The sequence below is a fragment of the Mycobacterium sp. genome, from assembly GCF_035506235.1.
GTDB lineage: Bacteria > Actinomycetota > Actinomycetes > Mycobacteriales > Mycobacteriaceae > Mycobacterium.
In genome coordinates this window covers 1-24,215 of the sequence record NZ_DATJPU010000142.1, presented here as the reverse complement: position 1 = coordinate 24,215, position 24,215 = coordinate 1, and the positions used below count along the sequence as shown (strand labels likewise).

Here is a 24,215-nt window from a genome sequence, read left to right as displayed (position 1 = left end):
GCGCAATCGACAGCCCGGCTTAGGAGGCCGGCTGCAGGGCGCTGCCCTTGCGCCACTGGTCCCAGCTCAGCGTCCAGTCGCCGTTTTGGGCCAGCGTCAACGGAGGTCCGCCGCTGTTGCGGACCTCGACCACGTCGCCCGGCACCGAGAAGCCGTAGAACCACTTTGCGTTGTCGGCGTTGAGGTTCAGGCACCCGTGCGAGGTGTCCCGGTGGCCCTGGGCCCACACCGTCGCGTCGAGCTCGTGCAGGTAGATGCCGTCGGTGCTGATCTTGGTGGCCCAGTTGATGGTCTCGCGATACCCGAGGCGCGAATTCTTGGGCAGTCCGAATGTCGAGGAGTCCATCACGACCGGGTTGCCCTTGCCGAGCACGGTGTAGATGCCCGGCGGGGTCCACAACGAGATGGTGTGCCCGGCGATGTCTTCGGTGCCGCCCATCCCCATCGACGTGGGCATCGTGCGGACCAGCGCCCCGTTGTCGAACACGCTGACCTGATGGGTGGCGTCGTCGGCGATGGATACGTGCGCGTCGCCGATCCGGAACGACACCCGGGTGTCATCCTGCCCGAATAGGCCGTCGCCCAAAGCGATCCCGTAGATCTTGGCCTCGGCGGTGACGGTCGTTCCCGGGGCGTAGTAATGCTCGGGCCGCCAGTGAGCGTTTTGACCGTCGACCCAGAACCACGAGCCCTGCACCGGCGGGTTGGTCGTCACGCTGAGCTGCCGCTCCGCGGCGGCGCGGTCGGTGATCTGCTCGTCGAAGTGCGCCACGACCACGGTTCCGACGCCGTAGCTGCCGCCGTCGTGCAGTGCCGCCTCCGACGTGGTGGTGAACGACACCTTGGTCTGGTTGGACGGCTTCAGCGTCGAGAACGACGAGACCTGTGTAGCCGCAACGCCATTCGCCCCGCGCCCGGTGACGGTCAGCGTGTAGGTGCGCCCGTATCCCAGCGGGACGGTGGGCTTCCAGACGGTGTTATCCGGGGTCATCACGCCCTGGACCGCTTTGCCGCTCTCGTTGACCATGCGCACGTCGGTCAGCGTCCCCGCATCGGCTTTCACCGTGACCTGCGCGACCGGGTCGACGTCGTGTGCGCCTGCGCCGGGCGTGATCGTTATTTGCGCCGCGGCAGGGGTTTTCGATGCGGCACCGTGGCGTGAGCACGATCCCACCAGGATCGCGCCGACCACGGCGAAAACGACGAGCACGGCCAACAGGAACCGGCGAGGCCAAGCTGCCAGACCCCTGTTTGCATCGCTTGCGGGCATGAGCATCAAATAGCCCAGCGCGTTCGCCCTGAAACGTGACGCTCGCTCGCGAGGGATCATGGCGCCATGTCCGACGACGAACTCGACAGTCTGTACTGGGTGGAACCCGACGCGTTCACCGCGCAGCGCACCAAATTGGTCGCTGAGGCGAAGAAGCGCGGCGACGCGGCGGCCGCCAAGCGGATCGCGGCGGCGCGCAAACCGACGACGGCGGCCTGGATCGTCAACCGGCTCGCGCTGGGCCGGAAGGACACCAAGAAGCGCCTGGCCGACCTGGGTGACCGCCTGCGGGCCGCGCACGCCGAGATGGACGGCGAACGCATCCGCGACCTGTCGGCCGAGCAACGCAAACTGATCGAGCAACTCGCCCGGGCGGCGTTAGAAGCGGCCGACGTGAAGCGGCCGTCGGCGTCGGTGCGCGAGGACCTGACCGGCACCCTGCAGGCCGCGATCGCCGACCCCGACGTCACCGAGCGGCTCGGTCGGCTGGCCAAGCCCGAGCGATGGTCGGGTTTCGGCATCGGCGACGCGGCGCCCGCGTTGCCGCCCGCGAAGCGATCCGGCACGGCCGCGCAGCGGCGCCTGGACAAGCTGAAGGCGGCCGTCACCTACGCCGAGCGGGCCAAGGCCGAAGCCGACGAGACCCTGTCGCGGCGGAAATCCGAACGCGAAACGGCCCGGCAGCGACGCGACCAAGCGCGCGCGGCCCTGCGCGAAGCCGAACGCCGACTCGACAAGGCCGAAGTCGCCTTGGACAAAGCAGAGCGGGCCGGCCGTGCCGCCGCCGAATCGGTCAAAGGGGCGAAAGCTCAGCTCAACCGGGCGTGACCGCGACCGCGCGGGCGCCGGCCGGGTTTTCCCCGGCGCTCCGCGGGTATCAGCCCACCCGTGACTTCTTTATGGTTGGCCGACCGTGCCGAACAGCCTTGGGCTGCAAGCCAGCTTGATGATGGTCCCCGTGCCGCCGACGTCATCGTCGTCGGTGCCGGGATCACCGGGCTGATGACCGCCGTCCTGCTGGCCCGCGCCGGCATGGACACGCTGGTGCTGGAGGCGCGCACCGTCGGGGCCTGCGCAACCGGAAACACCACCGCCAAGATCAGCCTGCTGCAGGGCACCCAGCTGTCGAAGCTCCTGCCCAGGCACGGCAGGGACGTGGCGCGGGCCTATGTGGACGGCAACAAAGAGGGCCAGGACTGGGTGCTGCAGCACTGCGAGAAGCACGGCATCGCGGTGCAGCGCGAGGATGCCTACACCTATGCCCAGTCCGCGAAGGGCGTCCTGTCCGCCCGCGCAGAGCTGAAGGCCTGCCAGGCGATCGGCCTGCCCGCGGTGTGGGACGACGACGCGGACGTGCCGTTTCCGTACCACGGCGGCGTGCGTCTTGGCGACCAGGCGCAGTTCGACCCCATGCCGTTTCTCGACTCACTGGCCACCGAGCTGCTCGGCCGTGGGGGACGGCTGGTCGAGCACGCCCGGGTCCGGCGGGTGTCCTGGCGCGGCAAGGGCGTGCGCGTGCACGTCAACGACGCGGCGCAACGCGATGTCGAGCTCGAGGCCGGCCAGCTGGTGCTTGCCACCGGAATCCCCATCCTGGATCGCGGCGGCTATTTCGCGCGCGTGAAGCCCAGCCGGTCGTACTGCCTGGCCTTCAAGGTCCCCGGCAACATCACCCGGCCGATGATGATCTCCGCCGACTCGCCGACGCGTTCGGTGCGCTACGCGCCCGTCGCCGACGGGGAGCGGCTGATCGTCGGCGGCGCCGGCCACACGGTAGGTCGCAAGAAGAGCCCGTCGAAGTCCCTGGCGGAACTCTCGGACTGGGCGCGCAAGCACTATCCGGGCGCCGTGCAGACCCACTTCTGGTCGGCGCAGGACTACACGCCCATCGACCACTTGCCGTACGTCGGGCCCATCCTGCCGAACGAACACCGAAACCATCTTCGTCGCAACGGGTTTCAACAAGTGGGGCATGACGAACGGCCCGGCCGCGGCGTTGGCCCTGTCCAGCCGCATCCTGGGCGGGCGGATGGACTGGTCCAGCGCGTTCGCCAGCTGGAGCCCCCACGAGCTGTCGGGTCTGCTGACGGCCATGCAGTTCAACGCCGAGGTGGGGTTCGACTTGGCCAAGGGCTGGATCACGCCGGCATTACGCACCGGCCGTCGCAGCCCCGTCAACGGCGAGGGCGGCGTGGTGAGCGGGCCCCCGTGGCACTTGGAAGCGCGCTGCCGCGTGGACGGCACCGAGAACCGCGTGTCGCCGGTGTGCCCGCACCTGGGCGGGATCGTGAACTGGAACGACGCCGACCAGGCGTGGGAGTGCCCGCTGCACGGCTCGCGGTTCGCGCCGGACGGCGCCCTGCTGGAAGGACCGGCGACCCGCGACCTCACCGCCTAAAATTCTGCACCGAACGTGCACTCAGGGCGAAAAAATCGCCGAATTCTCGCCGTGAATTCACGTTCGGCGCAAGGCGATTCAGCCCGACTTCCGGTAGACGAGCCAGCGCAACTCGATCGGCGACTCGCCGCGCGCGACATCGAACACGTCGAGGCCGCTGGCCCACCCCTCGAACCAGCCCGTCGGGGGCCAGGCGCCCTCGGGCAGGTGGGCCTTCTCGTACTCGTAGGCCGAGTCGTCGGCGATGAGCTCGAGGGGCAACTCCGCTACGGCGCCGGTCACCTCGTCCCGCGTGAAGATCATGGTGTTGCACTGCTGCCCGAGTTCGCGCGCGGTGTTGTCGGGGGTGTAGCCCGGTCGCGCCAGGAAGGTGTTGAACACCAGGCGTCCGCCGGGTGCCAGGCAGTCGGCGGCGAGTTCGAACAGACCCCGCAACTCGTGCGTCGTCCGGAAGTCGGGCACCACCTCGGCGAGCACCATCAACTGATACTCGCCGTGGACACCCTCCACGGCCGTGAAGACGTCGCTTTGGATGACGCGCACGCCGAGCGATTCGCGTTCGGCCTCCGAGCGCATGACGTCGGCGAACTTCGGCGCCATCTCGACCGCGTCCACGGGGTGCCCGAGCCGGGCCAGGGCCAGCGCATTGCGGCCGGTTCCCGCGCCGACGTCCAGCACCCGAAACGTCGTGGGGTCGGCCGCTTCGCGGGCCAGCGCCACCACGCGCGCGTCGGGTTCGGTGCCGAACAATGGCGGCGGCCGGGTCGCCACCCAGTTGTCGTAGTCCGCCTCGACCGTCCGCCATTCGGCTTTGACTTGGTAATTCAGACCGGTTCCGAAGGGAAGCTGAAACGAGATGGCGATGTCGGAACGCTGGGAGGCCTTGAACGCCTTCGCCAGCTCGCCCTCCAGCACCTTCCGGAGCTGCATCGACTGTTCCGGTGTGTACGGAACGCCCAGCGTGGCGCACAGATTGGCGCACAACTGGAGGTACTCGTCGATCATGCCCGGGACCGCCGGCACGGTGATCTGGCCCTCGGCCAGCGATCGGCGATACAACCGCCGGACCATCGCGTCGCGCAGCGCCGACCGATCGAACGATTTGGGGGGTGGCTCGTCCACCAGACTCTTCTACACGACCACGGTCCGTGGCCGCACGGTGGCCGCCCCCGACACCGAGCCTTAACACGTTTGTTTAGCGTGGTAACGGCAACATTTACGTGCCGGACATGTACTACTGAGGGAAGTGCTGCGCCGCCCAGTATGCGTCACCGGAGCCGCCGACGCCCTGGCGGTTCGAACCGATCGGAGGGAACGACATGGACTACGCAGCACTGCCGCCGGAGGTCAACTCCGCGCGCATGTACGCCGGTCCCGGATCGGGGCCGATGCTGGCTGCCGCGACGGCCTGGGACGGGTTGGCCGCCGCGCTGCATTCGGCGGCTAGTTCCTACCAATCGGAGCTCGCGGCCTTGACCGCCGGGCCCTGGCTCGGCCCGTCGGCGGGATTGATGGCCGCCGCGGCCGCCCCGTACGTGACATGGACGAGGGTCTCTGCCGTGCAGGCCGAGCAGACCGCCACCCAGGCCAAGGCCGCGGCCGCCGCCTACGAGACGGCGTTCGCCGAAACGGTGCCGCCCCCGGTGATCGCGGCCAACCGCAGCCTGCTGCTGGCCCTGGTCGCGACGAACATCTTCGGCCAGAACACCCCGGCGATCGCGACCACCGAGGCGCAGTACGCCGAGATGTGGGCCCAGGACGCGGTCGCGATGTACGGCTACGCCGGGGCCTCGGCGCTGGCGACGGCGCTGACGCCGTTCTCGCCGCTGCCGCGCAACGCCAACGCCGGTGGGCCGGCCGCCCAGGCCGCGGCCGTGGGACAGGCCACCGGCACCTCCGCGGGCAACGTGCAGGCCGCGGTGTCGGGCGTCCCGCAGGCCATGTCCGCGGTACCCAATGCGCTGACCAGCGTGGCGGCGACGCCGGCCCAAGCGACGCCGCTGGACGTGCTGGGCCTAATCAGCGACCTGATCGCAATTTTCCTCGACGCGCCGGCCAGCGTGGCCGGACTTGGTATCGACGCGCCGGGGACGCTCGTGGCTCTTCCCTTCGACGTGGTCGGGGCCCTGACCGGCTTCCACACCGATGACATCGTCAGCGGCTGGGCGGGCATCCAGGCCTGGCCCGGAACGGCGCCGGTGCCGCCGACACCATTCCCCGTGATCACGAACCTGGCGGGCGGATCGGCGGTGCAAGCGGGCCTGGCCGAAGCGAAAACGGTTGGGGCGCTGTCGGTTCCACCGGCCTGGACCTACGAGACCACGATGATACGGCCGCTGGCGGTCGCGTTACCGGCAGCCGGCGCGGCCGCCGCGGAGGCCTCCGCCGGGAGCGCGGGGAGCCTGTTCAGCCAGATGGCGCTGGCGGGCATGGCCGGGCGCGCGATGGCGGGTACCGGCGGCGCCGGCGGTGGTCCCGGCCGGCGGGAGCGGATCGGGATGCCCACGACGAGTGGGAAGGCCGATGACAAGGAGGCGCCACCGGAGACCCCGTGCGGCGGCCCGGTCACCAGCATCGCCGCCGAGCTGCGCGAGCTGGCCTCCCTGCGCGACGCGGGAGTGCTCACCGACGAGGAATTCACCGCGCAGAAAAAACGCCTGCTGGCTCATTAAGCCCATAGCAAATTGTCGATCAGGGCAATAGTTACCATTTGACGGCAAATAGAGATGTGTCCGACCGGTAACCCGGCGTATTCGACGCCGTCGCATTTACGCCCGCCGGTTAACCGCTTGTTGCCACTTCTCCGCGGCGCCCGGATATATGAGAGCCGGCTGTGCGATTTTTCCGCTAAGAGTGCGCGCCGGAGGTGCTACGTTTGTCCGCAATCGGATCTCCGACCGATCTTCCCGAGTGATCATGATCAATCGCCGCTTTCACGAATGCCTGGCACACCGGCGAGGAATCGATCGTCGTGACCTCCTAATCGGCCCGTCACGAGTTTCGATATTTTTAATATTCGTTCAGCGTGAACACCCATATACTGGCGACACCTTGGACGTCGAACAAGAAGGGGCACGAAATGTTTGCACCTCGCTGGCTGGCAAAACTGACTATCCCGGTGATGGTTGGCGTCGCCCTGACCGCAAGCACCGCGATTGCATCGGCCGACGCCACGGACGACGCCTACTTGGGCAAACTGAAGAACCTGGGATTCTCATGGCCCTCGTCGAGCGACAACGACATGATCGCAATGGGGCACGCGGTCTGCGCCGATCGGATGGCCGGCAAAACGCCGGATGCGATCGCCGCCGACTTGCACTCCGGCATGAGTTCGAAGGGCTTCTCGTTCGCGGACATGACCGGCTGGGTCAGCGCGGCGGAGTCGACCTACTGCCCGGATTAACCGTTCCCGGCCTTACAACCGGCGGTCGTAACCGCATACTCTTTCCCCCGACGATCGATGCAACGTCTCTCGGTGGGGATGGGTGGTGGAGAAGCCGACGGCCTTTACCGGCGTTGCCGCGGGACGACTGCGGGTGGAAAGTCTGCGCCGGTACCCGGTGAAGTCGATGCTCGGCGAGAGCGTCGACAGCCTGTTCGTGAACGAGGGCGGCGCCGAGGATGACCGGCGGCTGGCGCTCATCGACACCGAGACCGGCCACGTGGCCAGCGCCAAGCAGGCACGGCTGTGGCGTGACCTGCTGAAATGCACCGCCAACGCGGGCGCCGGCCGGGTGCGCATCCGGCTGCCCGACGGCACGAACGTCGCGTCCGACGACCCCGGCGTCGACGACGCGTTGTCACGGTTGCTGGGACGGACGGTCCGGCTGGTCAGACAGCGGCCGGCCGGCGCAACACTGGAACGTCCGGATCCGGAGAAGCTGCTGGAGCTCGGGTTGGACGCATCCGAAGCCGAGGTCGGGGGCCGCATCCTCGAGATCGCCCAGGCGACCCCGGGCGACTCGTTCACCGACGAGGCCCCGCTGCATGCGATCACCACGGCCACCCTCGACCACATCGGCGTCGAGGCGCTGCGCTACCGGCCGAACCTGGTGATCGCGACGCCACCGGGCTACCCGCCGTACGGTGAAAACGACTGGATCGGCCGGGAAATCGTGGTGGGGGAGGCGCGGCTGCGGGCCCTGACATCCACGTCACGGTGCGTGGTGCCCACCCTCGAGCACGGCCCGCTGCCGCGAGCCCCGCAGGCGCTTCGCACGCCGGCGGCCGAGAATCGTTGGGACACAGGCGGTCACGGACCGCAGCCGTGCGCGGGCGCGTACCTCGAGGTGCTGGCGCAGGGCATCATCCGCGTCGGTGACCCCGTCTCCGTTGGGGCATAGCCACTTTCAGTCGGCGACCGCGGCGAAGTCCACCCACAGGTGTCGCGGCCCACGGAACACCTGGTTGTGCCGATACGGTGGCGGGTCGACGACCAGCTTCGGAGACGCGAGACGGCGCAGCAAGATTTCCAGCGCGAGGTTGACCTCCAGGCGCGCCAGCGGGCCGCCCATGCAGGTGTGAATGCCGCTGCCCCAACCGAAATGCTCGTTGTCCTCACGCAGCGGATCGAAGCGGTCCGGGTTGTCGAACCGCCGCGGATCCCGATTCGCCGCCGCGTAGATGAGGTGCACCGCCGACCCGGCCGGAATGAGCGTGCCGCCGATCTCGATGTCGGCGGTGGCGCTGCGGCTGGGAAAGAACTGCACCGCCGACTGCAGCCGCTGCACCTCCTCGATGGCGCGCGGGATCAGCTCCGGACGCTGCCGAATCAGATCCCACGAGCCGGGGTTGCGCAGCAGCGTCATCACGCAGTTGGTGATGGTGTTCACCGTGGAGTCGTGGCCCGCGACCAACAGCAGCATGGCGTTGGACGTGGTCTCTTGCACTGACATCGGGCCGTCGGGCCCGTCGTCGTGCAGCAGCCTGGACAGCAGGCCCTCGCCGGGTGTCTGCGCGTACTTACCCACGAGGCCACCCAGGTAGTCCTGCAATGCGGCGGTGCTGGCACGGCCCTTTTCGGCCAGGGCCCGGCCCTCTTCGGTGGCGCCCTCCGGGCCGAGGTCGCTGCCCATCATGAAGTCGAAGATCCACGCGTGAAACATCGGCTCGTCTTCGACGGGCACGCCCAGAATTTTGCAGATGACCGCGACGGGTATCGGGTAGGCGAATTCCTCCACCACGTCCAGGCGGGTCTTGCCGCGGGCCTTGACCCTGTCGAGCATCTCGTTGGCGAGCTGCACGACGAACGGTTCCATGCCCGGGATCAGGTCGGGGGAGTGCGGCGGACCGAAATGACGCATCACCAGCCGGCGCGCCCGGTCGTGATCGGGCGGGTCGGAGACGATGATGCTCGGGGCGCGGCCGTAGGCCTGCATGTGTTCGCTACCGGGAGAGGGCTTTTCGCCGCCCAGGGCGGCCGGGCTTCGGCTGATGTCGGAGCTGATCCGGGGGTCGTGGGCCAACGCGAGCAACTCGCGATAACCGGTGACGACATACGTGCCGTCGGCGACCTTGACCACCGGCGTCTCGCGCAGCTCCCGGAAGTAGGGGTAGGGGTTCGGGCGGTTCTCGAACTTCATCGCCTCGGCCCAGGCGGTTTCGGCGTCCATCGTCGGCTCCTGGGCTCAGCGGCTTCTGGGCCGGAATTCGGCACCGCGGGAGGTGGGGTCGTGGCCGGTCAGCACCACGTCGGGAAGCGCGGTCGGTTCGCGCGGGTCGGGGAATCGGGCCGGCATCGGCTCGAAGATGGCGGGGCGGTCGTACCCCGGCGGGGGCGGCGGGAAGGGCGCGGACCGCTCGATCAGCGACGCGTAGTAGGGCAGCCACTTGCCGTGGTTGAACGTCACCGCCCCGACGATGCGGCCCCGGCGGCCGTAGGCGGCCGCGAATCGGCGCTGCGCGGGCGAGCCCTGGGTGAAGACGATCTCATCGCCGAACGAGCACACCCCGACGCTCTTGATGTTGACGCCGAACTGGCCGGACCAGAACGACGGCAGCGGCAGGTGCGGCCGCCTTCCCATCTCCAGGCTGATCATGTTGTTGGCCGCCACCTCCGCGCCGAAAACCGCGTTGTCCCAATGCTCTTGAGACATGAATTCGTACTCGTACAGGACATGTGGGGCGCGCGCCACGTCGCCGGCGACGAAGATGTTGTCGGTCACCACGCCGTTGATGTCGAAGGCGCGGCACCCGGCATCGCACGCCACTCCCCAGAACCCGCTCGCCAGCTGCGCGCCGTCGAGCCATTCCACGTTGCGGATCGAGCCCAGGCAGGCCACCACCACGTCGACGTCGAGCACGGTGCCGTCGGACAGCCGCGCCCGGCGGACGTGGCCGTCGGCTCTTCCTTCCGAGCCCTCGAGGCCCTCGACCGCCACCCCGGTCCGCAGGTCGACCCCGGCCTCGATCTGCATCTGGGCGGCGATGTCCCCGATCACGCCGCCGAGCGCGCCGGACAGGGGCGCCTTGCCGCGCTCGGCGACGGTCACTTCAAGGCCGAGCTCGCGGCACACGGAGGCGATTTCGGAGCCGACGAACCCCGAACCGACGATGAGCACGCGGCGTGGTCGCTGCCTGAGCGCGGCGGCCAGCTTGGCGGCGTCGTCACACGTGCGCACGGTGAACAGCCCCTGCAGCGCGGCCTCGTCCGCGTTGAACCACGGGCGCGCCCTGGTGCCGGTGGCGATCAACAGGCGGTCGTAATCCACCTGCTCGCCGCTGGCCAGGAGCACCTGACGATTGGATCGGTCCAGGCCCGCCGCAGCCACGCCCAGGCGCCAATTCGCGTCGACGGGACGCAACCGGGGCAGCTTCGTGTGATCGGCGGGCACCCAGCCCTTGAGGACCTGCTTGGACAGCGGCGGCCGGTCGTAGGGCTCGTGCGGCTCGTCGCCGATGATCGTGAGTGGGCCGCGAAAGCCCTTCTCCCGCAAGGCTTCAGCGGCCCGAAGGCCGGCCAGCGACGCCCCCACGATGACGATGCGGCCCTCGGCCTTGAACGTGTCGACGAGCCGGCTGACGAGCGAAGCCGCCGTCATCGGGTGGTCCGGTCGGCGGGCGGATCGACTTCCAGGATGATGGCCTGCACCGGGCAGGACGCCGCCGCGCGCAATACGCGCTGGCGCTGGGAGTCGTCGGGGTTGGGGTCGTAGGCCAGCGCCTCCTCGCCGACCATCTTGAGCACCTCGGGCGCCAGCGGGACGCACTGGGCGTAGCCCTGGCACTTGTTGAGATCGATCACCAACCGCATATCCCGAGCCTTCCGCCCGTGGGCTATCTGACCCCCCGCGCGCAGAGACTACTTGGCAGTGACCGGCCGCGACAGGCATCGCACAAACTCGCCCGGCCGGCCTGGGCGCGCGGCGTTGTCAGGCACCCGGAGACCTCAGCCCACGCCAACGATTTTCATGACGAGCAGCACCGCGACCGCGATGAACACTACCGCGAAGACGCATACCCCGACGACGGTCAGTACCGCGCTGGGCGTCATCCGCCGGGTATTGGGGGGTTGGCGCTCGGCCACACCGGAGGTCTGCGGGGCCGCCGGCGGGGTGGTACCCGGTGGGACGCCGCCGCCCGGGTCGAGGCCCGGGGTCTGCGTGGGATCGGGGTCGGGAGGTTGCGCGGTCATAGGTTCTTTGGCGATACCCGCCCAAGCGGCAGCCAAACCGAAGCGCGAACGAAGGGGCCGCGACCTACCCCGTGCCGGCGGCGCTCAACGCCACTTGATGCCGCACCCGATCGACGGCCGCTGATCGGGGTCGACCGGTCGCCCGGCGAGCACGGCGTCGACGGCCGCCCGGACGTCGGCGGCCGTCACCGGCTTGCCGTTTCCCGGGCGGGAGTCGTCGAGTTGCCCGCGGTAGACGAGCCGGCGTTCGCCGTCGAAGACGAAGGTGTCGGGCGTGCACGCCGCGGAGAAGGCGCGGGCGACATCCTGGGTCTCGTCGTAGAGGTACGGGAATGTCCAGCCGTGGCCGCGGGCCTCGGCTACCATCTGCTTTGGCCCGTCCTGCGGGTAGGTGGCGACGTCGTTGCTGGAGATGCCGACCATCGCGACGCCCTTGTCCGCGAGGTCGCGGCCCAGCGCGGCGAGCCCGGCGGCGACGTGCTTGACGTACGGGCAGTGGTTGCAGATGAAGGTGACGACGAGCGCCGGACCCGTGAGGTCGTCGAGGCTGACCGTGGCGCCGGTGGCCGGATCGGGCAACGAGAACGGCGGCGCGGGGGTGCCGAGGGCAAGCATGGTGGACTCAATGGCCATACCGGCCAGATTAGCCCGGCGCTACAGCTTGGAGCCCAGCCCCGCGACCAAATTGATGGTGACGGCCAGGACAACCGCGCCGAGGAGGTAGGAGAGCAGCGCGTGGCGCAACACCGTGGCCCTGATGGACGTCAGCCCGATCTCGTTGTCCGACACCTGATAGGTCATGCCGACGGTGAAGGCCAGATACGCGAAGTCCCGGAATCGGGGCGGCTCGGGGTCGTGAAAGTTGATGCCGCCCGGTTCCTCGACGTAGTAGAGCCGCGCATAGTGCACGGTGAACAGCGTGTGCACCGAAAACCAGGACGCCGCGACGGCCGCGATCCCCAGCAGCGCGGCCACCACGGCTTTGGCGCCGGAGTGAGACCCCGCGGCCACCACGTAGCCCACCCCGGCGAGGCTGGCGACGCTCGCCGACACGATGACCGCGTCGGCGACCCATCGGGTCGGGTCCTCGCGGGTCACATAGGCGCGGGTTTGTTCGGCGTCCATTCCGCCGAGGAGGAGTCCCGTCCACCCGACATAGACGCCGGCGGTGACGACCCAGCCGACCAGCGCGAAGCGCCAGCCGACCGTGTTGCCCACCGCGAGTGCGACGGCGACGCCGAGCAGCACGGCCAGAAAAATCCGGACCGCGACGGTGTCGCGGGACAACTCGACGAGGGATCTCACACTTCCGACCTAAGCATCATCAGAAGCGTGCCCGGACGAGGCTAGCCGTTCTGGGCCTGTTGCGGCGCCGGGCCGAGCTTGTTGACCGCGAACGTCGCGGCCTGGTTGACCATCCCGTTGTTGATGTACGACATGTGCGACATGATGTTGCCGCCCGGGGAGCAGATCGGGTCGTCGGGGGCGCACAGGCTGATGGTCTTGCCGGCGAGCGCCGGGCTGATCGTCGGCAGCGGCTGGCCGCCCCACAACATGCTGGAGAACCCGCTGGTGGGCTCGCCGAACAGGGCGACGGCGGCGACATGATTGGCCACCGGGGCCGGTAGCGCCTGACTGGCGAGGTCGATCACGGTCGAGCCCTGGGAGTACCCGCCGAGCACCATTTTCGTGTTGGGGCAGCTTGTGGCGACGTCCTGGATGTGGGCGCTCGCATCGTTGGAGCCGGCCGTCGCGCTGTTGTGGTAGTCGTCGTTCGCCGGGTAGTTGACCGCGTAGGCGCTGACGGATCGCCCCCCGAGCTGTGAGGTGAGCGAGTCGACGAATGCTTGCCCAACGTTTGCGAGGCCGGGCTCCTGGTGGGTGCCGCGCGCGAAGACCACCGCGACGTCGGTGCAGGGGTCGGCGGACGCGCCCGGAGTGACGGAAGTGAAAGCGGGCGCGGCCATTGCCGCGCATGCCGTCACGGCCGAAACACCAACGATGCGGGCAAGGAAGCGTGAATTCATCCCCAGATCCTGACATACCGCGGCCAGCTCCAACGCCGTGGCTGGCTCGAAGCATTTGCTATCCGCAATTCCGCACTATACGTACACTGTACTAAACGCGGCACGGCCCGACCGGTGCGTTACGCGCGGTTTGCGTTGGCTGAGCGGACTATTCGAGAGGGGAACGGTGAGGTGCGAGCCCGTTTTACGGTCGATGAGATCGCCAAATGCGCGCTTCAGATCGTGGAGCGCGATGGGGTAGCCGGGCTCAGCATGCGGGTGGTCGCGTCGCGGCTGGGGACCGGACCGATGACGTTGTACAACTACGTGAACGGCCGCGACGGCCTGGAAGAGCTGGTCGTTGACGCGGTCATGAGTTCTCTGGATTTACCGGCGCCGACGACGGATTGGCGCGCTGATTTGGTGGCGGCCGCGACGGCCCTGTGGGAGACCTTGCGAGCGCATCCCAACACCATTCCGTTGATCGTCACACGGCGACCGGTGACAGCAAGGAGTTATGCCCCGGCGGAGCGGATGATTGAGGCCCTGTCACGATCACATCTGGATCAAGTCCAGATCCTTGCGGCGTTCCGGGCGACGCTGGCGCTCGTCACGGGATCCGCGCAAGCCGAATTCGCCGGCATCTTCGCCGGCACGCCCCTTCACGACGAGGCGAACCGCGTTGGTGCGACACGAATCAAAGAGCTTGCTCGGAACGAATTCCCGCACGTGGCGTCGTTGGCCGATGTGGCCCGACGATCGACTGCCGCACAGGATTTTCAGCGCGGCCTGCAAATGTTCGTCAGCGGGCTGGAAGGGACAGCAAGCGGGCCGCGGCGGCGCCTGCAAGCGAGAAAGGGCTGAAAGTCGCTTCCGCAAACGCGATCTCGTGGGCTAGGTAAGTCTGTCCTTCAACTGGGTCACTCCCGCACCCTCGAGTGAGGTCAACGCGAAGCGACGTCCGCCGAGCGCCGCGGCGACATGGATGCCGAGGCCCTCGACATGGGAATCGGCGCCCGCCCTGCCGTTGGTGAAGCTCCATCCGGTGTCAGTTGTGCGCAGCGATAGCCCTGCCGCGTTGGTTTTCGCGGGCACAAAAGGATTGGGGACACGCACCTCGGTCTCGAGAACGGCATCGACGATGCGGCCGGGAATAAGGACTTCGCGGCCAAGCGGCAATGCGATGTCCAGGTGATGCAACACGTGATCGCCCAGGAGAAGACCGGCGGGGAACCGCTTCCCGATGCCTTTTGGATGCTCAATGAGCCCGACAAGCGTATTGATCAGCTCCGTCGGCGTCTGCCGCCCGGCCAGACGCCGGGCCACTGCGGTGTTGGCGCCGTCGAAGCTTCCCCGGTTTACGAGCATCGCCGACCCCAACGAAGGCAGCGAGATGCTGTACCCGCCGACAAGGTGCGCGAGCACCTCGTGGTTGCTCCATTCGCTGCAAAGGCTCTGCTGCTTCCAGTCCGATGGTGCAAGGGTCCGCGCGAACTCGACGAAAATCCGATCGTGTTCGGCCAGCATCTCACGAGCCGACATGGAGCTCCCTTCGCAGGAAAGCGGTTTGGTCCGCCAACAGCTCCGCCACCAGTGGTGGGTGGTAGATCTCGAAGTGATCGCCGTCGTAGGCGCGGATGACGACGTTCGGCACTTTGCGCGCAACGGCGTACACATGCTTGACGTCCATCAGCGTCTCACGCCTCGAAACACACACCAGCACAGGAGCTTTGATTCGCGTAGCCTTCCTCTTGGCGCTGATCATCGCGAGCCCCAGGACGTTGGCCGCCGCAATTCGGTTGTCGAACGTCGCTCCGTCGGTGGCGGTCGAGTTCCATCCCTCTACGGCACCCGGTACCGTCACGACGCCCGACGAGCCGGGTGGGCCCACGATGGGCACGTATCGTCGCGGCAGGTTGAAGGCGGCTCGCCACAGATCCTGCGCAATGGGCGTCGTCATGCGAAGCAGGGGAGCGATGCCGGAGTGCAGGACGGCGCCCGGGCCGTGCACGATTGGGCATTGAACGACAACCGCCGCGACGTCGGGACGTTCAGTGGCCATCCGCAGCGCATGCATGGCACCAAGGCTGGTGCCCCACAGGCCGACTCTGTTGGCGTCAATGTGGCGGTCGGCCTGAAGAAACTCGAGCGCAGCCGCGACGTCCTTGTGCTGGCGCCGCATGGCGATCCGCTGGCGCGGGTTTCCCTCCGACTCGCCGGTATTCCGGTAGTCGAAAGCCAAGGTGGCGATCCCCGCTCCGGCGAGCGCTTGCTCATACCGGCGCAGCATCATCTGGTGGTTGGCGCCCAAGCCATGAATGAGAACCACTGCGGGGTGGGCTCTTTCGCCATCCGGATACGTCACCCAGGCCGCGCAGCGCGTACCGTGCGAATCGAAGCTGACGCGGTTCGTCTGCGCAATCTTGCCATGCATCCAGCACCACTCTCTATACGTACGGTGTACGCCGGACTATACGTACGGCGTACCTATAGTTGTCAAGCGACGCGGACGCAGCCAGCTGTTGCGGGATTAGGTACGACGTACGTATGGTGGACCGCAGCCTACGTAGGGGTAGCGCTATCCGGACGGCGGATCGCCGCCCGCCGCCCACTCGACGATTTGGAGGCAGTATGACCACTGTCCGCGAGGCCGTCCTGGACTTGCTCCGCTCACACCGGCTGACGACCTGGTTCGGCAACCCGGGATCGTCGGAATTGGCTCTGCTGCAAGACTTCCCACAGGATTTCCGCTATCTGCTCGGGCTGCAGGAGATGGTTCCGGTGGGGATGGCCGACGCGTACGCGCAAATCACGCGTCGGCCCGCCCTGGTCAACCTGCACACTGCCCCGGGGATGGGCAACGCTCAAGGGCAGCTCTACAACGCCTTCGTCAACAAGACCCCACTCATCGTCACGGCGGGAAACCAGCGGCGAACGATGCAGAACCAATACTGCTTGCTCACTAATATCGAGCCCACCATCGTGCCCCGGCCCTTCGTGAAATGGGCGGCCGAGCCGGCCGTCGCCAGCGAGGCCCCCGCCGTGCTTGCTCACGCGATCCACTTGGCGACAACGCCCCCGATGGGGCCGGTATTCGTCTCGCTGCCGATGGATGACATGCCGGTCGATCTCGACGACACTCAGGCGGCCGATATCGCGGCGGTGCGCGACCGCTCAGTGACGTCTGCCGCCGGCTTCCCCGCGGAACTCGCCGAACAGATCTGCGCTCGACTGGAATCCGCGACATCGCCAGTGCTGATCGTGGGCGGCGACGTCGAACGCTATGGCGCGTGGGACGCGGTCGTCGGGCTGGCCGAACGCACGCAGTCGGTCGTGTGGACCGCCCCCCTGACGGGTTGGAGCGGATTCCCCGAGAACCACGCGCTGTATCAAGGCGCCTTGCCGCCCGGCGCCGGCTGGATCTCGCAGATACTGAACGGACACGATCTGGTGCTCGCGATCGGCGCCCCGGTTTTCCGGTATTACCCGCAAGTGCCCGGACCGTATCTGCCCGAAGGCGCAAGCCTGATTCACATCACCAACGATCCCGACGAGGCCGCCCGCGCCCCCGTCGGCGACGCGATCGTCGCCGACCTGGCCAGCGCGACCGCGGCCCTGTGCGCCGCCGCGAGACCGAGCCACCGGTCCGCCCCCGCGCCGCGTGCCCCGATCCCAAATTTCGAAAGCGCGCAAACACCGCTGAAGCCGGAAGCACTGTGGACGGCAGTCGGGCGAGCCGCGCCCCCGGAAACACTGTGGGTCAGCGAAGCAGGCAGCAACGAACTCGCCATCACGAACAGCATTCGGCCCGGCAACCCCTTGTCGCACCTGTCGGCTGCCGGCGGTGGGCTCGGCTTTGGACTGCCCGCGGCCGTCGGCGCTCAACTGGCGGTTCCGGATCGTCCCGTTGTGGCCCTGATGGGCGACGGTTCGATGCATTACGCAATCACAGCGTTGTGGACCGCAGCACACTACAAGATCCCGTTGACCATCGTGGTCGCGTCCAATGCCGAATACGGTGTGGTGAAAGAGTTCGGCATGTGGGAAAAGACGCCGGGGGTCCCGGGACTCGACTTACCGGGTCTCAACGTCGTGGCCACGGCCGCCAGCTACGGCGTCGACGCCTACGAAGCAGACACGACCGACGACGTTATCCAGTTGGTGAAAGCCGGCATCGCCGATCGCGAGAGGCCTACCCTCATCAACGCGCGCACCACGCGGGTCAACGTCTGATCCGATCGGCGCGCCAACAACGCGCGTGCATGGGGATGTCGATCATGTCGGCCCCGGGGAACCGCGCCTCCAAGGCGGCGCGCGCTTCGGCCAGCCTCCGGGCGCGGGCGTCCGGGGACGCGACGATGACCCTGCTGTAGGTGCCCAGCATCGCGACCGCGTCCTCGACCGTCATGGTCCGCACGAACCGGAACGTCTCGCGGGCGATGTCGTGGAAGATCGGCGGCTCCGGGAGGACGACGTCCAGACGCCGCCGCGCCCGCGCTGCCGACTCGGCCGCTGAAGCCTCCTCGCCCGGCAGCCGGTCGAGGTTGCGCACCCAGTCCACCTCGCGGTCCCGGCTCGTCCAGATCAGGCCGAGCCGGCCGCCGTCGCGCAGCAACCGGCCGATCTCCGGGACGGCCCGTTCGTGATCCATCCAGTGCCACGCCGACGAGACAAACACCGCGTCCGCCGACGCGTCGGGAAGCGGAATCGACTCGCCGCGGCCCTCGACGACGCGGACGCCGGGGGACCGCGCCGCGAGCACCCTCCGCATGCGCGCGTCGGGTTCGACGGCGACGACCTGGGCAACCCCGCCGACCAGCGTGCGGGTGAACAGTCCCGTGCCCGCGCCGACGTCGACGGCCACGCCGCACCCGGGCGGCACCAGCCAGTCCACCGCCTCCCGCGGGGGTTGCGGCCGCAGCCCGTCGTAGTCCTGGGCGATCGACCCGAAAGACATCGCGCGCTCTTGACGACCGGTCACAGCGCCACGGTAGTCGTGTTGGCACGCACCGCTGTCGGCATGGAAACGTTTGGTGAATAGCGAGAATTTTGGGCCGGATTTTCCTAGAGTCGGGCATACGGGCCTGTGACGTGAGGTGCCCGTCCCCGGTACAGAACGTGGCTGTGGGGTAGAGGGGAAGGACACCCAGGGAATGAGTTTCCTGACGTCGCCGCCCGAGGTCATCTCGGCGATGCTGCATGCGGGCGCCGGCCCGGCACCGATGCTGGCCGCTTCCGCGGCGTGGGACGGGCTTGCCACCGAATTGGGTTCGGCGGCGCAGTCGTTCTCGTCGATCACGTCCGGGTTGGCCGGCGACGCCTGGCAGGGGGCGGCCTCGACGGCGATGCTGTCCACCGCGGCGCAGTACACCGGGGTGCTGAGCCAGGCGGCGACGCAAGCGCAAACGGCTGCCGCGCAGGCCCAGGCAGTCGCCGGTGAGTTCGAGTCCGCACTGGCCGCCACCGTGCACCCCGTGTTGGTCTCCGCCAACCGGAGCCAGCTGATTCAGCTGGTGTTCTCGAACCTGTTCGGGCAGAACGCCCCCGCGATCGCCGCCACCGAGGCCGAGTACGAGCAGATGTGGGCCCAAGACGTGTCCGCGATGGTGGGCTACCACGGCGGAGTGTCGGCGGCCGCGGCCCAACTGTCGTCCTGGGCGTCGGCTCTGCAGGGCCTGCCCGCCCAGGCGTCCGCCGCGGTGGCGGGCAGCCCGGCGGCCTCGGCGCTGAGTCCGGTCTCGTCGGCTGCCGCCAATCCCGTTGTGGGGCTGCTCGGGGGCGTCGAGCAGAACGTCACCGGCGTCGTCGGCCAATTCGAGCACTACGCGATCAACGTGATCAACGCGCCCACCGACCTGTTGTTCGGGCGTCAGCTGATCCCCTCCGGGCCTCAGTCGACCGGCGGCGTCGCGACGATAAACGGCAATACGGCAACCGCGCCGCTGACGATCATCGGCGGCACCGAGCCGATCGTGAACGCCTCAGTGGGCCCCGGATCGGCCATCCCGCTGCTGGTCGACACCGGATCCACGGGCCTCGTCGTCCCCTTTACCAGGGCCGGGGGACTGCTGGGAATGCTCGAGATGGGCATCCCCAGGGGAGCCGGTATCGGGGGTTACAGCGGGGGACTGGACTACCTCTACCTCACCTACAACGCGCCGGTGAATTTCGGCGGCGGGCTCGTCACCGGGTTGACCCCGGTCAACGTCGAATTGTTCGCCTGGCCGGTGTCCATCCAGTCCGCGATGACCAACGGCATAACGTTCCAGTCCTTCTTCGCTTCCGATGGCGCGTCGGGCGTTCTCGGTGTCGGACCGAACGCGGGCGGCCCCGGCCCCAGCATTCCGCTCCAGGCTTTGCCGGGCTCGTTCGGTCAGGGTCTGCTGATCAACCAAACCGCAGCCAATGCTTACCTGCAGTTCGGTGCGGCGCCAACAAACCTAGGATCTGCCATCACGACGCTCAATGGGTCGCCTATCACCGACCTCCGAGTACAGGTCGGCACTGGGTCTATCCAAAGCGTTCCCTCGATCGTCGATTCCGGTGGTGTTGACGGGACTCTCCTGACGAGCCTAAACGCGCAGCCTGGACAACAGATCTTCGTTAGCGCACCCGACGGCACGCCGCTGTACAACTTCACCTATAACGGGGATTACTTCCCGACGCCGATCTCGAGCGGGTTGATGAATACCGGGAACCTGATCTTCCAAGATCACCCAATTTACATTGATTACACCACTGGCAACTCAAACATTTACCAGTGATCTGAGGCTTCGCCAGATGGACGTGCGCCCCCAGGCCGCGGCTTGGCTGCTGGCTGCCGGTTCGGTGAAATCCGAGATTTTCGGGGCGAGTTTTCCTAAAGTCGGGCGTACCGGTGCTGTGACGCGCCCGATGGTCTGACCTGTGGCGTGAGGTGCCGTTCCTGGGGGGAAGCTGAGCGGAAAGGACACCCCCGGGGATGAGTTTCCTGACGTCTCCACCGGAGGTCATCGCGTCGTTGCTGCATACCGGGCCCGGTTCGGCGCCGATGCTGGCCGCCGCGGCGTCATGGGACGCGCTGGCCACCGAGTTGGGCACCGCGGCGCAGTCGTTCTCCTCGATCACCTCGGCGCTGGCCGACCAGGCCTGGCACGGACCCGCGTCGGCGGCGATGATGCAGACCGCCGCCCGGTACTCGGCTTACTTGAGCGAAGCGGCGACCCAGGCCCAGACGGCGGCCGCACAGGCGCAGGCGGCAGCGGATGCATTCGATTCCACGGTCGCCGCCATCGTGCACCCCGCGTTTGTGGCTGCCAATCGCAATCGGGTTGTGCAGCTTGCCATTTCGAATCTTTTCGGGCAGAACGCCCCCGCGATCGCCGCTGCCGAATCCGACTACGAGCGGATGTGGGCCCAGGACGTGACCGCGATGATCGGCTATCACGGCGGAGCCTCGGCGGCGGTGGCGCAATTGCCGTCCTGGGAAGCGGCGCTGCAGAGCCTGCCGGCGCAGGCATCCGCCGCGATCGCCAGCATCCCGGTGGGCTCGGCACTGAGTTCGGCAACCTCGGCCGCCAGCAATCCCATTACCGGGCTGCTCGCGACCGTCGAGCACTACACCATCAACGTCATCAACGCGCCCACCGAGTTGCTGTTCGGCTTTCCGCTGATCGGCGGGTCGTCGGTGTCCCTCGGCGGCACGATTACCGGCGGGACAGCAACCGCCCCGCTGACGATCTTCGGCGGCACCGAGCCGTTGGTGAACGCCTCGGTCGGCACCGGATCCGCCGTGCCCCTGCTCGTGGACACCGGATCCGAGGGCCTCGTCATCCCATTCACGAAAGTCGGGGGACTAGTAGGGCTGCTCGAGCTCGGCCTACCCACCGGGTTTGGCATCAGCGGCTACAGCGGGGGATTGGATTACATCTACGCCACATACAACGCACCGGTGAATTTCGGCGGCGGACTCGTCACCGCGCGGACACCGGTTGACGTCGAGCTCTTCGCGTTTCCGACGTCTGTGCAGTCCGCGATGAACAACGGCTTGACGTTCCAGTCGTTCTTCGCGACCGACGGTGCGGCCGGCGTGCTGGGTGTCGGACCGAATGCGACCGGCCCGGGCCCAAGCATTGCGACCCAGGCGTTGCCGGGCTCGTTGGGTCAGGGCCTACTCATCAACGAAGTCGCGACCAACCCTTACCTGCAGTTCGGCGCCGCGCCGACGACAGGCGTGGGGTCGGCGATCACCACCCTTACCGGGGCGCCGATTACCGACTTGACCGTGACCGTCAATGGCGGGACACCCCAAACCGTTGCCTCGATTGTCGATTCCGGTGGTGTCTTCGGAACTCTCCCGGCGAGCCTGAACGCGTCACCGGGAGACACGATCGTAGTCTCCGCCAACGGCCACGATCTGTATTACTACGTCTACAACACGACCTACTTCCCAACGTCGATCTCAAGCGGGTTGATGAATACCGGGTATGCGCCCTACGCGATCTACCCGACGTACATCAATTACGGCGCCGACACCATGACCCTTTACAACTGATCTGAGGCACACCGCTACCGGCAACATGCCACAGCCGGCGCAATCGAATTCGCCGTATTCGTAGGCAACGGCGCGAGTTCCCGCTTAGTCGCCGGGGGCGGTCGAGCGCGCCGGACATGATGTCCGAGAACGTCTTCGTCACGCCCGCCGCTTCCAAAGCGATGTTCTGTCGATCGAGAGTCTGAGCGACGGTGCTTATCCTGGCGTAACCGATCCGCTGGCCCTGGGTGACCGATACAGACGGTGACGGTTTCATAACTACGGTGAACCCTGCATTCGATACACCTATTTCTGAGACTAACACTTAAGACACCGTCACCTGGGACATCAAGCGGCACGGCCGATCTCGGGGTGGTGTCTCAAATATGGTCTCTTTCGAGACGACGTCGGCGGGACAGCGGCCTATTACGGAACTGAAGGTGGACGAGCACAGGAGGGGTAATCAAAGGTTCTTTGTAGCGAGCCATTCGCAGATGTGATCGGCAACGTCACGCCAACCTGGCTCCAGCATCATGTTGTGTCCCATGTTGGGAAAGAACTCGGCTTCGGTCTCGTACGTCCGCGCCGTAGACGACACGTCCGTGTCGCCAATTCGGGAGCCGTCGTATCTTGCGCCGAGAACAAGCACCGGTGCGGTCACACGGTCACCTTTGGGAGGACGGACAAACATTTGATCAAGTCCAGCACGCGCGCTCTCCGGCTCCATACGGGCCGCGCAGGATTTGACGATGGCTTCGGGGGTGTGGCCGCAGAACAAGAATTCGCGGGCCAGGGCCGGGGTGTTGACTAAATCGGCTGAGCTACCAAAGGTGCTGGCACGCATAAAGATCCATGGGTGACGGCAGACCATACGCAACACGCTTCGTCGGACCCCCTTCGGCGTCGCGGGTGCCATTAGGACCTGCAGCTGGGGCACGGTACTTCTCGAGGTACTTCTGCACGACGAGGCACCCCATGGAGTGTCCGATGGGCACACTGGCTCGCAACCCAGCTTGTCGGCTACCGCCCTTACGTCTTCCAAGTAATCGGCGATGGAACACGAGTGCAGGGGTGTGCACCGAGTGCTTTGGCCATGACCGCGCAGACTCACCGCAAGGGCACGAAACCCTTTGTCGGCGAAATAGTCCACGAAATTCTCATCCCAACACCACGCAGCGTGGTAGGCACCATGAACGAAGAGCAGCGGGACTGGATGCGATGCGGTGGCACACCCCTTGTCGATGACTTCAAGCATCGGCGCGCCCCCAAACCCGCCGCCAGATCAAGATCATGATAGGCGCGAGCCCCTGCATCATCGGCTCCGGAAAGGGCAACGGCAAGCTGCCCAGCTTCGGGACCCCGATCCCAGCCAAGTGATGGACGGCTTCAAGACGCTCATATCTTGTCCTATTTCGACACGGAGTTCAGTTCCGCTCGGGCCTGGTCGATTTGGTCGTAGGCGTAGGTCACCATCGCGGCGGTGGTCATCGTCTCGCCCTTGTGGGCGAGCGACTCGTAGGTCTGGTCGCCGAGGACATCCCGCAGGTGCGCGCTCACTCTGCTGAGTTGGGGGAATGTCGACGCGGTGAGGGGATTGGGTGCGAAAGCGATGATGGTGGCTGCCGGTTCGAGGCGTCCGAGGCGATCGAGGAAGACCGCGAGAGTCGCCAGGGCGAGAGGGATGTAGGTGACGTTGCCTGAGTCGTAATAGTTGCGGATGGCTCACCGCCGCCGAGTCAATTCCCCCTGTCGCGTCCAGAGAGCGCACCGGCCACACCTGCTCGTCGGCCGCCCCCAACCCTTCGCGGCTGGTGGCCAGGATCCTCACGGTCGCCGAACGCGCGAGTATGGCCTCGATCAAATCGGCGGCGGCGTCCAGCACATGTTTGCAGTTGTCGAACACCAGCAGCCGGACTCGGCCCTCCAACGCAGCGGCCACCGACTCACTGACGGTCTTGCCCGGCTGCTGGGTGATGCCCAGCACCGCCGCCACCGCATCGGGTATCGACGCCGGATCGGTGACCGCTGCCAACTCGAAAAGCCAAACGCCGTCGGGGTATTCATCGGCCAACCGCGCCGCGACTTCCAACGCCAGACGGGTCTTGCCGACCCCGCCCACGCCGGTCAACGTCACCAACCCATGCGCCTTGACCTCCGCTTGAATCTCGGTGACCTCGGACTCGCGTCCGATCAAGCTGGTGGTGGCTGGCCGCAGATTTCCCGGAGTCGTATCCAGCGCCCGCAGCGGCGGAAACTCCGTGCCTAGTCCCGCTGCTCGGACTTGAAACACCCCGATCGGCATCGGTACATCCCGCAACCGTCGCGGCCCCAGATCCAGCAGATCCACTCCACTGAGCAGAACCGCTGTTGACTCGGCCAACAGGATCTGACCACCA

The 24,215-nt window shown here is 67.2% G+C and carries 23 protein-coding genes and 2 pseudogenes; 9 read left to right on the top strand and 16 right to left on the bottom strand.

Going from position 1 to position 24,215, the window contains the following annotated elements; all coding sequences use genetic code 11:
• Positions 1–19 precede the first annotated feature (19 nt).
• Positions 20–1,270 carry a L,D-transpeptidase gene (locus tag VMD50_RS13725; RefSeq protein WP_325428296.1) on the bottom strand — a complete coding sequence of 417 codons (1,251 nt, stop codon included), beginning with the start codon at positions 1,268–1,270 and terminating at the stop codon, positions 20–22.
• 66 nt (positions 1,271–1,336) lie between these two features.
• Between VMD50_RS13725 and VMD50_RS13720 the strand changes: the two genes are divergently transcribed.
• Together VMD50_RS13720 and VMD50_RS13715 are read left to right on the top strand one after the other, a co-directional pair.
• Entirely contained in the window at positions 1,337–2,098 is a 762-nt protein-coding gene (locus tag VMD50_RS13720; RefSeq protein ID WP_325428295.1) for a hypothetical protein, read from the top strand.
• 60 nt (positions 2,099–2,158) lie between these two features.
• Positions 2,159–3,668 (top strand): annotated as a pseudogene (locus VMD50_RS13715) (FAD-dependent oxidoreductase).
• Positions 3,669–3,746: 78 nt separating this feature from the next.
• Here the strand turns inward: VMD50_RS13715 and VMD50_RS13710 are convergent.
• The gene (locus VMD50_RS13710) at positions 3,747–4,790 is read right to left on the bottom strand and encodes a class I SAM-dependent methyltransferase (RefSeq protein WP_325428294.1); all 1,044 of its coding nucleotides are present in this window, start codon (positions 4,788–4,790) and stop codon (positions 3,747–3,749) included.
• Between the two features lie 197 nt (positions 4,791–4,987).
• Here VMD50_RS13710 and VMD50_RS13705 point away from each other — a divergent pair, with 197 nt between their 5' ends.
• From VMD50_RS13705 to VMD50_RS13695, 3 genes are all read left to right on the top strand, one after another.
• Entirely contained in the window at positions 4,988–6,340 is a 1,353-nt protein-coding gene (locus VMD50_RS13705; protein WP_325428293.1) for a PPE family protein, SVP subgroup, read from the top strand.
• Positions 6,341–6,789: 449 nt separating this feature from the next.
• Positions 6,790–7,071, top strand: a complete 282-nt coding sequence (locus VMD50_RS13700; protein ID WP_414686063.1) for a DUF732 domain-containing protein — start codon at positions 6,790–6,792, stop codon at positions 7,069–7,071.
• Positions 7,072–7,156: 85 nt separating this feature from the next.
• On the top strand, positions 7,157–8,011 hold the full coding sequence (locus tag VMD50_RS13695; protein ID WP_414686062.1) for an MOSC domain-containing protein: 855 nt from the start codon (positions 7,157–7,159) through the stop codon (positions 8,009–8,011).
• Between the two features lie 6 nt (positions 8,012–8,017).
• On the opposite strand, the gene VMD50_RS13690 is transcribed toward VMD50_RS13695, so the two are convergent.
• The 7 genes from VMD50_RS13690 to VMD50_RS13660 all read right to left on the bottom strand — a co-directional run bounded on the left by VMD50_RS13690 (position 8,018) and on the right by VMD50_RS13660 (position 13,328).
• On the bottom strand, positions 8,018–9,280 hold the full coding sequence (locus tag VMD50_RS13690; protein ID WP_325428290.1) for a cytochrome P450: 1,263 nt from the start codon (positions 9,278–9,280) through the stop codon (positions 8,018–8,020).
• A gap of 15 nt (positions 9,281–9,295) precedes the next feature.
• Entirely contained in the window at positions 9,296–10,708 is a 1,413-nt protein-coding gene (locus VMD50_RS13685) for an NAD(P)/FAD-dependent oxidoreductase (protein ID WP_325428289.1), read from the bottom strand.
• On the bottom strand, positions 10,705–10,920 hold the full coding sequence (locus tag VMD50_RS13680) for a ferredoxin (protein ID WP_325428288.1): 216 nt from the start codon (positions 10,918–10,920) through the stop codon (positions 10,705–10,707). Before VMD50_RS13680 ends, VMD50_RS13685 begins: the two co-directional genes overlap by 4 nt.
• A gap of 135 nt (positions 10,921–11,055) precedes the next feature.
• A complete protein-coding gene (locus tag VMD50_RS13675) occupies positions 11,056–11,301 on the bottom strand; it encodes a DUF6480 family protein (RefSeq protein ID WP_325428287.1) in 246 nt (81 codons plus the stop codon).
• Positions 11,302–11,385: 84 nt separating this feature from the next.
• Complete coding sequence (locus VMD50_RS13670; protein WP_325428286.1) at positions 11,386–11,934, bottom strand: thioredoxin family protein; 549 nt, start codon at positions 11,932–11,934, stop codon at positions 11,386–11,388.
• A 21-nt stretch (positions 11,935–11,955) separates the two neighbouring features.
• Positions 11,956–12,606, bottom strand: coding sequence for a DUF1345 domain-containing protein (locus VMD50_RS13665; RefSeq protein ID WP_325428285.1), 651 nt, complete (start codon positions 12,604–12,606; stop codon positions 11,956–11,958).
• Between the two features lie 41 nt (positions 12,607–12,647).
• Positions 12,648–13,328, bottom strand: coding sequence for a cutinase family protein (locus VMD50_RS13660; RefSeq protein WP_325428284.1), 681 nt, complete (start codon positions 13,326–13,328; stop codon positions 12,648–12,650).
• Positions 13,329–13,499: 171 nt separating this feature from the next.
• Here VMD50_RS13660 and VMD50_RS13655 point away from each other — a divergent pair, with 171 nt between their 5' ends.
• Entirely contained in the window at positions 13,500–14,171 is a 672-nt protein-coding gene (locus tag VMD50_RS13655) for a TetR/AcrR family transcriptional regulator (RefSeq protein WP_325428283.1), read from the top strand.
• A gap of 30 nt (positions 14,172–14,201) precedes the next feature.
• Here VMD50_RS13655 and VMD50_RS13650 read toward each other — a convergent pair whose 3' ends face one another.
• Positions 14,202–14,849, bottom strand: a complete 648-nt coding sequence (locus VMD50_RS13650; protein WP_325428282.1) for a maleylpyruvate isomerase family mycothiol-dependent enzyme — start codon at positions 14,847–14,849, stop codon at positions 14,202–14,204.
• Entirely contained in the window at positions 14,836–15,741 is a 906-nt protein-coding gene (locus VMD50_RS13645; protein WP_325428281.1) for an alpha/beta hydrolase, read from the bottom strand. Before VMD50_RS13645 ends, VMD50_RS13650 begins: the two co-directional genes overlap by 14 nt.
• Before the next feature lie 197 nt (positions 15,742–15,938).
• Here VMD50_RS13645 and mdlC point away from each other — a divergent pair, with 197 nt between their 5' ends.
• Entirely contained in the window at positions 15,939–17,540 is a 1,602-nt protein-coding gene (gene mdlC / locus VMD50_RS13640) for a benzoylformate decarboxylase (RefSeq protein ID WP_325428280.1), read from the top strand.
• Here the strand turns inward: mdlC and VMD50_RS13635 are convergent.
• The gene (locus VMD50_RS13635) at positions 17,530–18,288 is read right to left on the bottom strand and encodes a class I SAM-dependent methyltransferase (RefSeq protein WP_325428279.1); all 759 of its coding nucleotides are present in this window, start codon (positions 18,286–18,288) and stop codon (positions 17,530–17,532) included. The two genes, mdlC and VMD50_RS13635, sit on opposite strands and share 11 nt — an antisense overlap.
• A gap of 172 nt (positions 18,289–18,460) precedes the next feature.
• On the opposite strand from VMD50_RS13635, the gene VMD50_RS13630 reads away from it, so the two are divergent.
• On the top strand, positions 18,461–20,071 hold the full coding sequence (locus VMD50_RS13630) for a PecA family PE domain-processing aspartic protease (protein WP_325428278.1): 1,611 nt from the start codon (positions 18,461–18,463) through the stop codon (positions 20,069–20,071).
• 197 nt (positions 20,072–20,268) lie between these two features.
• Positions 20,269–21,840 (top strand): PecA family PE domain-processing aspartic protease, encoded by a 1,572-nt coding sequence (locus tag VMD50_RS13625; protein WP_325428277.1) that lies wholly within the window; start codon positions 20,269–20,271, stop codon positions 21,838–21,840.
• Here the strand turns inward: VMD50_RS13625 and VMD50_RS13620 are convergent.
• The 4 genes and pseudogenes from VMD50_RS13620 to VMD50_RS13605 all read right to left on the bottom strand — a co-directional run.
• Positions 21,803–22,096 carry a recombinase family protein gene (locus VMD50_RS13620; RefSeq protein ID WP_325428276.1) on the bottom strand — a complete coding sequence of 98 codons (294 nt, stop codon included), beginning with the start codon at positions 22,094–22,096 and terminating at the stop codon, positions 21,803–21,805. The two genes, VMD50_RS13625 and VMD50_RS13620, sit on opposite strands and share 38 nt — an antisense overlap.
• A gap of 186 nt (positions 22,097–22,282) precedes the next feature.
• Entirely contained in the window at positions 22,283–23,074 is a 792-nt protein-coding gene (locus tag VMD50_RS13615) for an alpha/beta hydrolase (RefSeq protein ID WP_325428275.1), read from the bottom strand.
• Between the two features lie 152 nt (positions 23,075–23,226).
• On the bottom strand, positions 23,227–23,376 hold the full coding sequence (locus VMD50_RS13610) for a hypothetical protein (RefSeq protein ID WP_325428308.1): 150 nt from the start codon (positions 23,374–23,376) through the stop codon (positions 23,227–23,229).
• 169 nt (positions 23,377–23,545) lie between these two features.
• Positions 23,546–24,215 (bottom strand): annotated as a pseudogene (locus VMD50_RS13605) (ATP-binding protein); the annotation flags it as partial.

Coding starts and splice junctions, on each gene's coding strand:
- VMD50_RS13725 (WP_325428296.1), bottom strand. CDS start 1,270: ATGCCCGCAAGCGATGCAAACAGGGGTCTGGCAGCTTGGCCTCGCCGG.
- VMD50_RS13720 (WP_325428295.1), top strand. CDS start 1,337: ATGTCCGACGACGAACTCGACAGTCTGTACTGGGTGGAACCCGACGCG.
- VMD50_RS13705 (WP_325428293.1), top strand. CDS start 4,988: ATGGACTACGCAGCACTGCCGCCGGAGGTCAACTCCGCGCGCATGTAC.
- VMD50_RS13700 (WP_414686063.1), top strand. CDS start 6,790: ATGGTTGGCGTCGCCCTGACCGCAAGCACCGCGATTGCATCGGCCGAC.
- VMD50_RS13690 (WP_325428290.1), bottom strand. CDS start 9,280: ATGGACGCCGAAACCGCCTGGGCCGAGGCGATGAAGTTCGAGAACCGC.
- VMD50_RS13685 (WP_325428289.1), bottom strand. CDS start 10,708: ATGACGGCGGCTTCGCTCGTCAGCCGGCTCGTCGACACGTTCAAGGCC.
- VMD50_RS13680 (WP_325428288.1), bottom strand. CDS start 10,920: ATGCGGTTGGTGATCGATCTCAACAAGTGCCAGGGCTACGCCCAGTGC.
- VMD50_RS13675 (WP_325428287.1), bottom strand. CDS start 11,301: ATGACCGCGCAACCTCCCGACCCCGATCCCACGCAGACCCCGGGCCTC.
- VMD50_RS13670 (WP_325428286.1), bottom strand. CDS start 11,934: ATGGCCATTGAGTCCACCATGCTTGCCCTCGGCACCCCCGCGCCGCCG.
- VMD50_RS13660 (WP_325428284.1), bottom strand. CDS start 13,328: ATGAATTCACGCTTCCTTGCCCGCATCGTTGGTGTTTCGGCCGTGACG.
- VMD50_RS13650 (WP_325428282.1), bottom strand. CDS start 14,849: ATGTCGGCTCGTGAGATGCTGGCCGAACACGATCGGATTTTCGTCGAG.
- VMD50_RS13645 (WP_325428281.1), bottom strand. CDS start 15,741: ATGCATGGCAAGATTGCGCAGACGAACCGCGTCAGCTTCGATTCGCAC.
- mdlC (WP_325428280.1), top strand. CDS start 15,939: ATGACCACTGTCCGCGAGGCCGTCCTGGACTTGCTCCGCTCACACCGG.
- VMD50_RS13630 (WP_325428278.1), top strand. CDS start 18,461: ATGAGTTTCCTGACGTCGCCGCCCGAGGTCATCTCGGCGATGCTGCAT.
- VMD50_RS13625 (WP_325428277.1), top strand. CDS start 20,269: ATGAGTTTCCTGACGTCTCCACCGGAGGTCATCGCGTCGTTGCTGCAT.
- VMD50_RS13620 (WP_325428276.1), bottom strand. CDS start 22,096: ATGAAACCGTCACCGTCTGTATCGGTCACCCAGGGCCAGCGGATCGGT.
- VMD50_RS13615 (WP_325428275.1), bottom strand. CDS start 23,074: ATGCTTGAAGTCATCGACAAGGGGTGTGCCACCGCATCGCATCCAGTC.